The sequence below is a fragment of the Streptomyces sp. NPDC028289 genome, assembly GCF_055565975.1.
Genome location: NZ_JBVHTI010000007.1, coordinates 670,533 through 683,367, shown reverse-complemented (window position 1 = coordinate 683,367; position 12,835 = coordinate 670,533). Strand labels below are relative to the sequence as shown.

Genomic DNA, 12,835 nt, shown 5'->3' with positions numbered 1-12,835 from the left:
TCTTGTCCACCGGTCATCCGTTACCTCGGATTAACGCGAGACCGTTGACAACCTATTCACCTACCGAGAACTCTGCATGACGTTATACAGCCGGGCAAGGGACATCTCATGATCCAGTTCGATGCGGTCCACAAGCGCTTCCCCAACGGCACGACAGCAGTCCACGATCTCTCCCTGGAGATGCCGGAGGGCGGGGTCACCGTCCTGGTCGGCTCCTCCGGTTGCGGCAAGACCACCACCCTGCGGATGATCAACCGGATGGTCGAGCCGACCTCCGGCACGATCAAGGTGAACGGCAAGGACGTCACCGAGCAGGACGCCGCCGAACTGCGCCGGTCCATCGGGTACGTCATCCAGCAGGCCGGCCTTTTCCCGCACCGCACGGTGCTGGACAACGTCGCCACCGTCCCGTTGCTGCTCGGCTGGAACCGGAAGAAGGCCCGCGCCCGCGCCGCCGAACTCCTGGAGACCGTCGGCCTCGCCGCAGACGCCGGCAAGCGCTACCCGCACCAGCTCTCCGGCGGCCAGCAGCAGCGCGTCGGCGTGGCCCGCGCCCTCGCCGCCGACCCGCCGGTCCTGCTGATGGACGAGCCGTTCGGCGCGGTCGACCCGGTGGTGCGCACCCAGCTCCAGGACGAACTGCTCCGGCTCCAGAAGGAGTTGAACAAGACCATCGTCTTCGTCACCCACGACGTCGACGAGGCCGTCCGGCTCGGCGACCGGATCGCGATCTTCCGCACCGGCGGCCACCTCGTCCAGTGCGCCCCGCCCGCCGAGCTGCTGGCCCGGCCCGCGGACGACTTCGTGGCCGACTTCCTCGGCGCGGAACGGGGCCTGAAGCTGCTCTCCCTGCAGACCCTCGCCGACGTCCCGCAGGGCCCGGCACCCCAGAGCGGCGCCTGGACCCTCGTCCTCGACCCGGCGGGCAAGCCCCTGCACTGGGCCTCGAAGGACGCCGAACTCCCCGTACGGCCGCTGACGGACGACGACTCCCTGCTCGCGGCGCTCGACGAGTCGATCGCCTCCCCGACCGGACTCGTCGCCCGGGTGGACGCCCAAGGGGTCCTCACCGGCGTCTCGTCCCGCGACGACATCCACGTGCACGCCGGCCAGGCGCACAGCGCGGCCCGGGTGGTGGCGGCATGACCGTCGACTGGTCGTGGATCGGCGACCACACCGACGACCTCACCAGCCTCACCCTCTCCCACCTCCAGGCCGCCATGACCGCCGTCTTCTTCGGCCTGGTGATCTCGCTGCCGCTCGCGGTGGTCGCCCACCGGGTCCGCCCGCTGCGCGGCTTCCTGCTCGGCCTCTCGAACGTACTCTTCACGATCCCCTCGATCGCGATCTTCGTGCTGCTGCTCCCGGTCAGCGGCCTGACCCGGACCACGACCGTCATCGGCCTGACCGTCTACACGCTGGTCGTGCTGCTGCGGAACACGGTCGAGGGCCTCGACTCGGTCCCCGCGAAGACCAAGGAGGCGGCGAAGGCGATGGGCACCCGCCCGCTGCGCACCCTCCTCACCGTCGAACTCCCGCTCGCCCTCCCCGTGATCATGGCGGGTGTCCGGATCGCCACGGTCATGTCCATCTCGCTGGTGAGCGTCGCCACCTACATCGGCGACGGCGGCCTCGGCCAGCTCTTCACCGACGGCTTCCAACGCGACTTCCCGACCCCGGTGATCGTGGGTGTGGTCCTCACGATCCTGCTCGCGGTGGTCGCGGACGCCCTGCTGGTGGCCCTCCAGTACGTACTGACCCCGTGGCGGCGGAGGCGAGCCTGACATGTTCGAACTCTTCAAGAACCTCGGCACCTGGCTGACCAGCGGCTCCCAGTGGGCCGGGCAGGACGGCATCGCCCACCGCCTCGCCGAGCACCTCCAGTACTCGCTGCTCGCGACCCTCATCGCGGCCGCGATCGGCCTCCCCCTCGGCCTGCTGATCGGCCACACCGGCAAGGGCGCGTTCCTCGCCATCAACCTGGCGTCCTTCGGCCGCGCCCTGCCGACCGTCGGCCTGGTCGTCCTGGTCTTCCTCGCGGGCGGCCTGTCGATGCTGCCGGTGTACGTCGCGCTGGTCGCCCTCGCGGTCCCCGCGATCGTCACCAACACCTACGCCGGCATGACCGCCGTCGACCCGGACGTCCGCGACGCGGCCCGAGGCCAGGGCATGCGCGGCCACCAGGTCCTCTTCCAGGTCGAGTTGCCGCTCGCCCTCCCCCTGATCATGACGGGCCTGCGCCTCGCGCTCATCCAGGTCGTGGCCACGGCCACCATCGCCGCCTACGTCTCCTTCGGCGGCTTGGGCCGCTACGTCTTCGACGGGCTCGCCCAGCGCGACCTCGTCCAGGTGCTCGGCGGCGCGGTACTGGTCGCGCTCGTCGCCGTCGTCCTCGACCTGCTCCTGAGCACCCTCCAGCGCTTCCTCTTCCGCCACCGCACCGCCTAGGGAACCCGCCCATGAACCGTCGTACCCTCCTCGGTGGCCTGCTCGCCGCCGGCTCCGTCCCCGCTCTCGCCGCCTGCTCCAGCGGCATCACCTCCCTGAACGAGAGCAGCGGCTCGACCGCCGGCGGCGGCTCCAGCAAGGGCGGGATCACCATCGGCACCGCCAACTTCACCGAGAACCAGGTGCTCGGCTACCTCTACGCGGCCGTGCTCCAGAAGGCCGGCGTGAAGGTGAAGGTCCGTCCCAACCTCGGCACCCGGGAGATCGTGATCCCCGCGCTCAAGGCCGGCGACATCGACCTGCTGCCCGAGTACCAGGGCGCCCTCCTCAACTACCTCGCACCCAAGGACGCCTCCGCCGAGCCGGGCACCATGCAGAACGCGCTCACCCTCGCGCTGCCCGCCGGCCTCCAGGTACTGCCGTACGGGCAGGCCGCCGACTCCGACTGCTTCGTCGTCACCCGGGCCACCGCCCAGAAGTACGGCCTGACCTCCCTCGCCGACCTCGCCAAGCAGAACGGCAAGCTGGTCATCGGGGCCGCGCCCGAGGTGAAGAAGCGCCGGGTGGGCGCGGTCGGGCTGCAGGAGGTGTACGGCGTCGAGTTCAAGGAGTTCAAGTCGCTGGACTCGGACGGGCCGCTCGTCAAGGGCGCACTGAAGAAGGGCGACGTGGACGTGGCCAACCTGTTCACCACCGACACCGACATCGCCGCCAACGGCTGGGTGGTGCTGGCCGACCCGAAGAACCTGATCCCCAGCCAGCACATCGTCCCGCTGATCGCCGACCGCAAGGCGGACGACACCGTCCGCAAGGCCCTCGCCCGGCTGGGCAACGTCCTCACCACCGAGCAGCTCACCCAGCTCAACAGCCAGGTGGACAACGACAAGAAGGACCCGGAGGACGTGGCGGCCGCCTACGCGAAGCAGCACGGGCTGGCCTGACCGCCGGACACCGCCGGACACCCGCGACCGGGTCGGTATCGTGCGGGCGATGATCAGGCCAAGAGCCATTAAACCAATACCGAGCGTAACGTTTCCGCCGCGTACAGTGATGAGAACTATCAGCGCCAGCACCTGAGGAAGCGTCATGGCCTCGAACCCCAGGGCTCTTCCGACGGCCACCGCCGTCGGCGCGCCGGCCGTCGCCCTCTCGCCGGCGGCCGTCGTCCCCGACTCGGCGAGCGCGGCCCTCGACGAACTGCTCCAGGGCAACCGGCGGTACGCCACCGGCCGCGCCCGCCGGCGCCGGGCCGCCGCACCGCACCCGTTCGCGGTGGTGCTCGGCTGCGTGGACTCCGCGGCCGCCCCGGAACTGGTCTTCGACCAGGGCCTCGGCGACCTGCTCACCATAAGGACGGCCGGCCAGGTGCTGGACGAGGCGGTGCTCGGTTCCCTCCAGTACGGCGTGCAGGAACTGCGCGTCCCGCTGGTCGTGGTCCTCGGCCACGAGGGCTGCGGAGCCGTCGCCGCCACCCTCGCCCGGCTGCGCACCGGCGCGCCCGTCCCCGGTCACCTGGAACTCCTCGTCGACGAGATCGCACCGGCCGCCCGCCGCGCCAGGGCGCTGCCCGGCGACTGGGCCGAGCACACCATGCGGGCCCAGACGGTGTGGGCGCGGGACGCGATCCGAGCGGACTCCGGGTTCGCGGGGGCGTCGGTGGTCGCGGCCCGGTTCGACGCCGGCAGCGGGCTGGTGTCGCTGCTGCCCTGAGGGCGGTCCCCCCGTCGGATGCGGGGGATTTCCCCAGTGCGGCGGGCTCTCGCGGCCCCTAGCGTGGACGCCATGACGGACGTTCACGACACCGAGCTGAAGAAGGACCTCGCCGCCACCCTGCACGCCCGCAGGGACCTGGGGCCGGAGTACGAGTCGGAACTGGTCGACTCCTTCCTGGAGAAGATCGACCAGCGGATCGACTCCGCGGTGGAGCGCCGGCTGCGCCGGGGCCTGGCCGAGCAGCAGATGCAGGCGGCCCGTGGTGCCCGCAGGCCGAAGGGCACCGACTCCTGGGGCGAACGCTTCGGCTTCGGGATCGTGTCGCTGGTGCTGGCGATCCCGCTCTCGGCGATCAGCGGCGCGTTCGGCGGCATGACGGGCGTGATCGTCACCTGGATCGGCATCGTCGGCGTCAACATGACCCAGGCCGTCCGCCTCAACCCCGGCATGTTCCACCGGGCCGACCGCGACCACGAGGACTGACCCGGGGCCGGATCCAAGGCAGGATCCGGGGCAGGATCCGGGGCAGGACCGCCTCACACCTGCCGGGTCGGCTGGACCACGACCTGCCGCAGGTTGACGTTCCGGGGCCGGCTCACGACGTAGCCGACCAGGTCGGCGAGGTCCTCGGCAGCCAGTGCGCCCATCCCGTCGAACATGCCCGCCACCTGCTCGCGCAGCTCCTCGCCGTCGATGTGCGTGCCGAGTTCGGTGTCCGTCAGCCCCGGCTCGACGTTGGTGACCCGCACGTCACGCGGCCCGAACTCGGCGCGCAGGGCCTGCGAGAGGAAGGTGACGGCAGCCTTGGTGGCGCCGTACACCGCGAAGGTGGGGAAGACGACGTGCGCGCCGATGGACGACACGTTGACGAGATCGGCGGTACGGCCCTCGGCCGCGGCCGCCACCAGGTCCCCGGTGAAGGCCCGCAGCACCCGCAGCACCCCGGTCACATTGGTGTCGAGCATGCGCTGCCACTCGTCGATACGGCCGTCGTCGACGGGGTTGGGCAGCATGACGCCGGCGTTGTTGACGACGAGGTCGACGCTCCCGTAGGCCGCCTGCACGGCGTCGGCCGCCGCCTGCACGGAGGCGTCGTCGGTGACGTCGGCGACGACGGCGAGGGCCTCCCCGCCGTTCGCCCGGATCTTCGCCACGACCGTCTCCAGCCGGTCCGCCCGCCGGGCGAGCAGCGCCACCCGGGCTCCCGACTCGGCGAGCCGCAGGGCCACGGCCGCCCCGATCCCGCTGGCGGCACCGGTGACGACGGCGGTACGGCCGGACAGGTTGTCGTACGACATGAGGTACTCCCTGGTCAGTGCCGCCGGGACCGCCCCGGTGGCGTGTCTCCACACTCGCCGGGTCCGGGCGGCCTACCCAGGGCTGAGCTTTTCCTGGGTCTGGCAGAACCAGGTTGGCGGGGCGCCGCTCCCCTACGATCGAACCCATGGACGGGGAACTCGGAGACTTCCTGCGCTCGCGCCGCGCCCGCATCCGGCCCGAGGAGGTGGGGCTGCCCTCGCACGGGCGGCGCCGCGTACCGGGCCTGCGCCGCGAGGAGGTGGCGCAACTGGCGGGGGTGAGCGTCGACTACTACATCCGCCTGGAACAGGGCAGGGGTCCTGGGGGCCCCTCCCGGACGAAGTCTGGGGGAGTCTCGGACGCGGTCCTCGACGCCATCGCCCGGGTACTGCGCCTGGACGAGACCGAGCACGCGTACCTGCTGACGGTCGCCCGGCCGCACAAGAAGGCCGGCACCGCACGCCCGGCCCGCCCCCGGGTCCGCCCCGGCGTACAGCTGCTGCTGGACGGCATGGAACGGACGCCCGCGTTCGTGCTGGGCCGCAGGATGGACGTGCTGGCCTGGAACGCGCTCGGCGACGCGGTGAACGGGTTCAGCGCCCTGGCCCCGGCCGAGCGGAACATCCCGCGCCAGGTCTTCCTCGATCCGGCGGCCGCGGGCTTCTACCCGGACTGGGCCGCCGTCGCCGCCCAGACCGTCGCCAACCTGCGCATCGACGCGGGCCGACACCCCGACGACCCCCGCATGGCCGCGCTGGTCGGCGAACTCTCCGTCAAGAGCGCGGACTTCCGCCGGCTGTGGGCGGACCACGAGGTCAAGGAGTGCGCGTACGGCACGAAACGCATCCAGCACCCGGTGGCGGGCCTGCTGACCCTCCCCTACGAGACCCTCACGGTCCCGACCGACCCGGACCAGACGATCGTGGCGTACACCCCGGAGCCGGGCTCGGAGACGGCGGAGCGGCTGGCGCTGCTGGGCAGTTGGGCGACGACGGCATGAGCCGGGAAGCGAGCCGGGAAAAGTAATGCGCGGGGACCGCCGCACCCCCGTGAACGGGGGGCGGGACGACGGCGGTCCCCGCGAGGGACGTGGACCGGGTCAGGGCCGGGTCTCACGTCCGGGCGTCCATGGAGGTCCGGGAGCCGCTCCGGAGGTCCTTGGACGTTCGGTGTCGGCCGAGGCGGGGAGCCGCTCCCGCCCTGCCGACACCCACTAATCTGCCGGACCCGTGTTAAGCGGGTGCTGCGCGCACGTGACACGCTCGTACCACTTCCGCGAAGTCCACCACTTGGACAGGAAACAGCAAGTTCCGCGGGGTCACGGGCCGTTCACCGGACGTTCGCTACTGCTTGCCGCCCTTGGCGAGAAAGGCCAGCAGGTCCTGTCGGCTGATCACACCGGTGGGCTTGCCCTCGACGAGGACGATCGCGGCGTCGGCCGCGCCCAGCACCGTCATCAGGTCCCCGACCGGCTCGCCGGAGCCGACCTGGGGCAGCGGGGCGCACATGTGCTTCTCCAGCGGGTCCTCCAGGGAGGCGCGCTTGCTGAACAGCGCGTCGAGCAGCTCGCGTTCGACGACCGAGCCGACGACCTCGGCGGCCATCACGTCCGGGTGGCCCGCGCCCGGCTTGACGACGGGCATCTGCGAGACGCCGTACTCGCGCAGCACCTCGATGGCCTGCCCGACGGTTTCGTCCGGGTGCATGTGGACGAGGGAGGGGATGGAGCCGCCGGCCTTGTCGCTGAGCACGTCGCCGACGCGGGCGCTCGGACCCTCGTCCTCCAGGAAGCCGTAGTCGGCCATCCACTCGTCGTTGAAGATCTTGCTCAGGTAGCCGCGGCCGCTGTCCGGCAGCAGCACGACCACGACGTCGTCCGGGCCGAGCCGCTCGGCCACCCGGAGCGCGGCCACGACGGCCATGCCGCAGGAGCCGCCGACGAGCAGGCCCTCCTCCTTGGCCAGCCGCCGGGTCATCTGGAAGGAGTCCTTGTCCGACACGGCGACGATCTCGTCGGCGACGGTCCGGTCGTAGGCGGTGGGCCAGAAGTCCTCGCCGACACCCTCGACGAGGTACGGCCGCCCGGAGCCGCCGGAGTACACGGACCCCTCCGGGTCGGCGCCGACGACCTGCACGCGGCCGTCACTGACGTCCTTCAGGTAGCGCCCGGTGCCGGAGATGGTGCCGCCGGTCCCCACGCCCGCCACGAAATGGGTGATCTTCCCCTCCGTCTGCTCCCACAGCTCAGGGCCGGTCGAGTGATAGTGCGAAAGGGGGTTGTTCGGGTTGGAGTACTGGTCCGGCTTCCACGCGCCGGGCGTCTCGCGGACCAGCCGGTCGGAGACGTTGTAGTACGAGTCCGGGTGCTCCGGGTCGACGGCGGTGGGGCAGACGACGACCTCGGCGCCGTACGCCCGCAGCACGTTGATCTTGTCGGTGCTCACCTTGTCGGGGCACACGAAGATGCACTTGTACCCCTTCTGCTGGGCCACGATCGCCAGCCCCACGCCGGTGTTCCCGCTGGTCGGCTCGACGATGGTGCCACCGGGCTGCAGTTCCCCGCTCTTCTCGGCGGCCTCGATCATCCGCAGCGCGATGCGGTCCTTCACGGAACCGCCCGGGTTGAAGTACTCGACCTTGGCGAGCACGGTGGCCTGGATGCCCTGGGTGACGCTGTTGAGTCTCACCAGCGGGGTGTTGCCGACGAGGCTGATCATCGAGTCGTGGAATCGCACCGTTGTCTCCGGTTGCTTGCAAAAGGTGTGGTCCTAGTGGTGTGGCCAGCCTACGGCCCCGCTCCGGAGGTTCACTCCCCGTTGAGATTGACGCACGGGCTGTACGGGGCAAGGAGTGGATGAGCGGCAACGAGGAGGTGGCGGCGACGCATGACGAACATGTCGAGGGCGCGGGTGGCCCGGCGGATCGCAGCCGGGGCGGCGTACGGCGGTGGCGGGGTCGGGCTGGTCGGCGCGGCCGCGGTGGGCCTGGTGCTGGCCGAGGTGCGGATGGCCAGGACGGCGGTGCACAACGGCAACAGCGGTGGCCGGGTGCCGATGGCGGACGGCCGTTACGGCGAAGGGTACGACGCCTGCGGTGAGCCGCCCATCCGCCTGACCATGCTGGGCGACTCCACGGCGGCCGGGCAGGGTGTGCACCGCGCCGCCCAGACGCCGGGCGCGCTGCTGGCGTCCGGCCTCGCCGCGGTCGCGGAACGCCCGGTGCAGCTCAGCAACGTGGCGCTGCCCGGGGCCCAGTCCGACGACCTGGACCGCCAGGTCGCCCTGGTGCTGGGCACGGCCTCGCCCGTCCCCGACGTCTGCGTGATCATGATCGGCGCCAACGACGTCACCCGCCGCATGCCGCCGACCCGCTCGGTACGTCACCTCTCGGCGGCCGTCCGCCGGCTGCGCACGGCGGGGGCCGAGGTCGTGGTCGGCACCTGCCCCGACCTGGGCACGATCGAGCCGGTACGACAGCCGCTGCGCTGGCTGGCCCGGCGGGCGTCCCGGCAGCTGGCGGCGGCCCAGACGATCGGGACGGTGGAGCAGGGCGGCCGCACGGTGTCGCTGGGCGACCTGCTCGGCCCCGAGTTCGCGGCCAACCCGCGCGAGCTGTTCGGCCCCGACAACTTCCACCCCTCGGCGGAGGGCTACGCCACGGCGGCGATGGCGGTGCTGCCGACGGTCTGCGCGGCCCTCGGCCTCTGGCCGGCGGAGGAGGAGCGGCCCGACGTCACCCGCCGCGAGGGCTTCCTGCCGGTCGCCCGGGCCGCGGCGGAGGCGGCGGCCGAGGCCGGCACGGAGGTCACGGCGGCGATGCCGACCGGGCCGCGGGGACCGTGGGCCCTGCTCAAACGCCGCCGGCGCCAGCAGGTGGAGCCACTCCCGTCCGACCAGGCTTCCGAAGAGGCGAGGTCCAGGGCGGGTACGACCGACCAGGGCGCCGGTGGGCCGGGGGGCGCTTAGCGGCGCTCGCAAGGTGCCGCTGAAAAGGAGCGGCTGGGCAGCGCCCCGTAAGGGGCGCGGGGAACTGCGCGAGCAACCCCCACGCACCCGCACGGACCCCACTTCCCCTCGGCACCCCAAAAAGCAAGCGCTTAGAAAGTGCGGCCAGTGTCACACCCCGACACCGGTGACCGATGACATACGTACGGGTAACTTCCCAAGCACCCCTGTCAACCCCCGTACGCCAATGGAGCCGTGAGATGCCCGAAGCCGTCATCGTCTCGACCGCCCGTTCCCCGATCGGCCGCGCCGTCAAGGGCTCCCTCAAGGACCTGCGCCCCGACGACCTCACCGCGACGATCATCCAGGCCGCCCTCGCCAAGGTCCCCGAGCTGGACCCCAGGGACATCGACGACCTGATGCTCGGCTGCGGCCTCCCCGGCGGCGAGCAGGGCTACAACCTCGGCCGGATCGTCGCCGTGCAGATGGGCATGGACTACCTGCCCGGCACCACGATCACCCGTTACTGTTCCTCGTCGCTGCAGACGAGCCGCATGGCGCTGCACGCGATCAAGGCCGGTGAGGGCGACGTCTTCATCTCGGCCGGTGTCGAGATGGTCTCCCGTTACGCCAAGGGCAGCTCCGACGGCCTCCCGGGCACCACGAACCCGATCTTCGACGAGGCCCAGGCCCGTACCGCCGCCACCGCCGCGTCGACCGGCTCCACCTGGCACGACCCGCGCGAGGACGACCTGCTCCCCGACCCGTACATCGCGATGGGCCAGACCGCCGAGAACCTGGCCCGCATCAAGGGCGTCACCCGCCAGGACATGGACGAGTTCGGCGTCCGCTCCCAGAACCTCGCCGAGGAAGCCATCAAGAACGGCTTCTGGGAGCGCGAGATCACCCCGGTCACCCTCCCCGACGGCACGGTCGTCAGCAAGGACGACGGCCCGCGCGCCGGCGTCACACTGGAGGGCGTCGCGGGCCTGAAGCCGGTCTTCCGCCCCGACGGCCTGGTCACCGCCGGCAACTGCTGCCCGCTCAACGACGGCGCCGCCGCGGTCGTCATCATGAGCGACACCAAGGCCCGCGAGCTGGGCCTGACCCCGCTCGCCCGCATCGTGTCGACCGGCGTCACCGGCCTCTCCCCCGAGATCATGGGCCTCGGCCCGGTGGAGGCGAGCAAGCAGGCGCTGCAGCGCGCCGGCCTGACCATCGACGACATCGACCTGGTCGAGATCAACGAGGCGTTCGCCGCGCAGGTGATCCCCTCCTACCGCGACCTGAACATCCCGCTGGAGAAGCTGAACGTGAACGGCGGCGCCATCGCCGTCGGCCACCCCTTCGGCATGACCGGCGCCCGCATCACCGGCACGCTCATCAACTCGCTCCAGTTCCACGACAAGCAGTTCGGTCTGGAGACGATGTGCGTCGGCGGCGGCCAGGGCATGGCGATGGTCATCGAGCGCCTCAGCTGAGCCCCACCGCACGACCCCCGGTCACCCCTGAGTGACCGTCACGGGACCCACCGTGACACCGCGGCCCGGTGTTCGAGAAAACCCCGAACGCCGGGCCGATTTGTGATCCAATCTCCCCCAGGATGTGACGTATCTCCCTCGGAGGGGATATCACCGCAGGTCAGCGTGGCCGCCGAAGCAAACCCCAGGGTCAAAGTCCTGTCCGTTTCGTGACGTTACGCACTGACAGCTTGATAGTCCACCCTTCAAGCTGATGTAGGAAGTCGGGGGGTCGACTTTGAACCGGGAGTACGTCAGTGAGCGCCATGCCGATCGCCTTGCTGCTCACCACGGCCGCCACGGGCGCCGTGGGCGTCGCCGTCCTGCGCACCGTACTGAAGCTGCGCCGTCAGGTCGCCGAGCTGCACACCCAGCTTGCCCAGAACCAGGCCGCGACCCTGCGCGCCCTCATGCCGGCGGCTCGCAGCCATGCCGACGCCGAGGAGATACGCGCCGCCGTGGCGGAGGCGCTGGCCGAGGAGCGGGAGCGGGAGCTGGCCGAGGCACGGGCCTTCTGGGCCGCGCAGGAGGCGCGTGACGCCTCCGACGCGCCGTCGCTGCTGGGCCTGGCGGACGGCGAGCCGTTCCTGCCCCGGCAGACGGACTTCGTGGGGCTGGAGCCGGTCGCCGAGCCGACGGCGGAGGCCGACGAGTTCACCGGGGAGTCCGCGGAACTGGCGGCGGCCCGCCGCCGTCACCCGTCCCACCCGGACTTCGTACCGGTGCAGTCGCCGGTGGTGAACGACCATGAGCGCACGGTCGCGACGCTGGAGCAGCTGGCCGAGTCCCAGGTCGAGCTCTCCGACGTCCGCCCGGGCCCGCTGGGCACGCTGGACGTCTACGTCTTCGCCGACGGCACGACCCTGTGCATGACGCCGGGGCACCGGGAGACGGCGGAGCGGTTGGCTGCCGCCCTGGGCGCCGGTGAGACGCCGTACCTGCTGGGCGGGTCGGGGATCTCCGGCGCCTACACGCTGACGTTCGCGTGCGGCGAGGAGAACGTGTACATCCTGGCGGACCGGGTCATCGCGTCGCTCTGAGGTGCGTTGTCGGGTGCGGCGCCGTCGTGGCTTCTCGCGCAGTTCCCCGCGCCCCAAAGACGGGCGTCAGCGTGAGCGCCCCTTCAGGGGCGCGGGGAACTGCGCGAGAAGCCCCACGCACCCGCACCCGGCAACGCACGGCGCCTCACACCCCCGCCCTCTTCTGCGCCTCCTCCACCAGCCGCACCGCATCCCCCACCTCGGCCTCGTTCTTCAGCACCACCGCCAAGTCGTTACCGGCCACCGTGATCTGGTCGGCCACCGCGAACATCCCGGCGTCCGGCATCTCCCGGCTCTCGGCGCCCGGCTCCTCGACGGCCTGCGCCCACCGGGCCAACTCCCGCGCCAGCCCCAGCGCCTCCGCGGCGGCCCCCCTCTGCAACCGGCTCTGCGGTGCCGCCCTCAGCTTGTCGGCGAAATGCTCCACTGCACGGGTAAGAGGCGTCGTATCAACCACGCCGCGAGCGTAACGCCTCCCGTCGGCTCTCCCGGCAGGACCCGGCTGTCCTGTCACGACTGTTGCCAACACGCCAACACTCAGGCACGGTGACGTGAAGGACCGGCTACAACCCCCTTTGCGCACCGGAGGCGCCGATGTCCCAAGTCTTCTCCGAGGAGACCCATCGCAACATGCTCGCCCGCATCCCCCACTGCACCGGTCGTGAAGTGTCCGACTGGCTGCGTACCGTCGACGAAGGCCCGGCCCTCTTCCGCTTCGAGGAAAAGGTCAGCTGGCTCCGCCACGAGCACAACCTCGCGTACGGCCACGCGAAGGCGTTGATCCACGAGTACGACCTGAGGAGGGCCGCGCGCAAACTTCTCTAGGCGCGCACGCACACAGACGGCGAAGGGCCCCGGGGTGACGACCCCG

At 71.3% G+C, this 12,835-nt stretch carries 14 protein-coding genes; 11 read left to right on the top strand and 3 right to left on the bottom strand.

Annotated elements, in window-relative coordinates:
* Positions 1 to 108: 108 nt before the first annotated feature.
* From ACZ4UV_RS36320 to ACZ4UV_RS36295, 6 genes are all read left to right on the top strand, one after another.
* Positions 109 to 1,146, top strand: coding sequence for an ABC transporter ATP-binding protein (locus ACZ4UV_RS36320; protein ID WP_451016165.1), 1,038 nt, complete (start codon positions 109 to 111; stop codon positions 1,144 to 1,146).
* Positions 1,143 to 1,784 (top strand): ABC transporter permease, encoded by a 642-nt coding sequence (locus ACZ4UV_RS36315; protein ID WP_351716871.1) that lies wholly within the window; start codon positions 1,143 to 1,145, stop codon positions 1,782 to 1,784. The genes ACZ4UV_RS36320 and ACZ4UV_RS36315 overlap by 4 nt, the downstream gene beginning before the upstream one ends.
* A 1-nt stretch (position 1,785) precedes the next feature.
* On the top strand, positions 1,786 to 2,448 hold the full coding sequence (locus tag ACZ4UV_RS36310) for an ABC transporter permease (RefSeq protein WP_390047031.1): 663 nt from the start codon (positions 1,786 to 1,788) through the stop codon (positions 2,446 to 2,448).
* Positions 2,449 to 2,459: 11 nt separating this feature from the next.
* Positions 2,460 to 3,389 carry an ABC transporter substrate-binding protein gene (locus ACZ4UV_RS36305; RefSeq protein ID WP_388922637.1) on the top strand — a complete coding sequence of 310 codons (930 nt, stop codon included), beginning with the start codon at positions 2,460 to 2,462 and terminating at the stop codon, positions 3,387 to 3,389.
* A gap of 145 nt (positions 3,390 to 3,534) precedes the next feature.
* Positions 3,535 to 4,158, top strand: a complete 624-nt coding sequence (locus ACZ4UV_RS36300; RefSeq protein WP_451016166.1) for a carbonic anhydrase — start codon at positions 3,535 to 3,537, stop codon at positions 4,156 to 4,158.
* A gap of 72 nt (positions 4,159 to 4,230) precedes the next feature.
* Positions 4,231 to 4,644, top strand: coding sequence for a hypothetical protein (locus ACZ4UV_RS36295; protein WP_351489262.1), 414 nt, complete (start codon positions 4,231 to 4,233; stop codon positions 4,642 to 4,644).
* Positions 4,645 to 4,697: 53 nt separating this feature from the next.
* On the opposite strand, the gene ACZ4UV_RS36290 is transcribed toward ACZ4UV_RS36295, so the two are convergent.
* The gene (locus ACZ4UV_RS36290; protein ID WP_451016167.1) at positions 4,698 to 5,459 is read right to left on the bottom strand and encodes an SDR family oxidoreductase; all 762 of its coding nucleotides are present in this window, start codon (positions 5,457 to 5,459) and stop codon (positions 4,698 to 4,700) included.
* A 146-nt stretch (positions 5,460 to 5,605) separates the two neighbouring features.
* On the opposite strand from ACZ4UV_RS36290, the gene ACZ4UV_RS36285 reads away from it, so the two are divergent.
* Positions 5,606 to 6,460, top strand: coding sequence for a helix-turn-helix transcriptional regulator (locus ACZ4UV_RS36285; RefSeq protein WP_467843768.1), 855 nt, complete (start codon positions 5,606 to 5,608; stop codon positions 6,458 to 6,460).
* A 343-nt stretch (positions 6,461 to 6,803) separates the two neighbouring features.
* Here ACZ4UV_RS36285 and ACZ4UV_RS36280 read toward each other — a convergent pair whose 3' ends face one another.
* Positions 6,804 to 8,195 (bottom strand): cystathionine beta-synthase, encoded by a 1,392-nt coding sequence (locus ACZ4UV_RS36280; protein ID WP_351489255.1) that lies wholly within the window; start codon positions 8,193 to 8,195, stop codon positions 6,804 to 6,806.
* A gap of 150 nt (positions 8,196 to 8,345) precedes the next feature.
* Here ACZ4UV_RS36280 and ACZ4UV_RS36275 point away from each other — a divergent pair, with 150 nt between their 5' ends.
* From ACZ4UV_RS36275 to ACZ4UV_RS36265, 3 genes are all read left to right on the top strand, one after another.
* A complete protein-coding gene (locus ACZ4UV_RS36275; protein WP_467843765.1) occupies positions 8,346 to 9,425 on the top strand; it encodes an SGNH/GDSL hydrolase family protein in 1,080 nt (359 codons plus the stop codon).
* 239 nt (positions 9,426 to 9,664) lie between these two features.
* Complete coding sequence (locus ACZ4UV_RS36270; protein WP_390047022.1) at positions 9,665 to 10,885, top strand: acetyl-CoA C-acetyltransferase; 1,221 nt, start codon at positions 9,665 to 9,667, stop codon at positions 10,883 to 10,885.
* 296 nt (positions 10,886 to 11,181) lie between these two features.
* Positions 11,182 to 11,964 carry a hypothetical protein gene (locus tag ACZ4UV_RS36265; protein WP_390047020.1) on the top strand — a complete coding sequence of 261 codons (783 nt, stop codon included), beginning with the start codon at positions 11,182 to 11,184 and terminating at the stop codon, positions 11,962 to 11,964.
* Positions 11,965 to 12,109: 145 nt separating this feature from the next.
* Here ACZ4UV_RS36265 and ACZ4UV_RS36260 read toward each other — a convergent pair whose 3' ends face one another.
* Positions 12,110 to 12,421, bottom strand: a complete 312-nt coding sequence (locus tag ACZ4UV_RS36260; RefSeq protein WP_293994137.1) for a hypothetical protein — start codon at positions 12,419 to 12,421, stop codon at positions 12,110 to 12,112.
* Between the two features lie 137 nt (positions 12,422 to 12,558).
* On the opposite strand from ACZ4UV_RS36260, the gene ACZ4UV_RS36255 reads away from it, so the two are divergent.
* Positions 12,559 to 12,789 (top strand): DUF4287 domain-containing protein, encoded by a 231-nt coding sequence (locus ACZ4UV_RS36255; RefSeq protein WP_093502087.1) that lies wholly within the window; start codon positions 12,559 to 12,561, stop codon positions 12,787 to 12,789.
* Positions 12,790 to 12,835 lie beyond the last annotated feature (46 nt).

Bases quoted from the DNA above. Each gene is read 5' to 3' on its own strand.
- ACZ4UV_RS36275 (WP_467843765.1), top strand. From the start codon at position 8,346: ATGACGAACATGTCGAGGGCGCGGGTGGCCCGGCGGATCGCAGCCGGG.
- ACZ4UV_RS36295 (WP_351489262.1), top strand. From the start codon at position 4,231: ATGACGGACGTTCACGACACCGAGCTGAAGAAGGACCTCGCCGCCACC.
- ACZ4UV_RS36310 (WP_390047031.1), top strand. From the start codon at position 1,786: ATGTTCGAACTCTTCAAGAACCTCGGCACCTGGCTGACCAGCGGCTCC.
- ACZ4UV_RS36305 (WP_388922637.1), top strand. From the start codon at position 2,460: ATGAACCGTCGTACCCTCCTCGGTGGCCTGCTCGCCGCCGGCTCCGTC.
- ACZ4UV_RS36300 (WP_451016166.1), top strand. From the start codon at position 3,535: ATGGCCTCGAACCCCAGGGCTCTTCCGACGGCCACCGCCGTCGGCGCG.
- ACZ4UV_RS36290 (WP_451016167.1), bottom strand. From the start codon at position 5,459: ATGTCGTACGACAACCTGTCCGGCCGTACCGCCGTCGTCACCGGTGCC.
- ACZ4UV_RS36285 (WP_467843768.1), top strand. From the start codon at position 5,606: ATGGACGGGGAACTCGGAGACTTCCTGCGCTCGCGCCGCGCCCGCATC.
- ACZ4UV_RS36315 (WP_351716871.1), top strand. From the start codon at position 1,143: ATGACCGTCGACTGGTCGTGGATCGGCGACCACACCGACGACCTCACC.
- ACZ4UV_RS36320 (WP_451016165.1), top strand. From the start codon at position 109: ATGATCCAGTTCGATGCGGTCCACAAGCGCTTCCCCAACGGCACGACA.
- ACZ4UV_RS36255 (WP_093502087.1), top strand. From the start codon at position 12,559: ATGTCCCAAGTCTTCTCCGAGGAGACCCATCGCAACATGCTCGCCCGC.
- ACZ4UV_RS36270 (WP_390047022.1), top strand. From the start codon at position 9,665: ATGCCCGAAGCCGTCATCGTCTCGACCGCCCGTTCCCCGATCGGCCGC.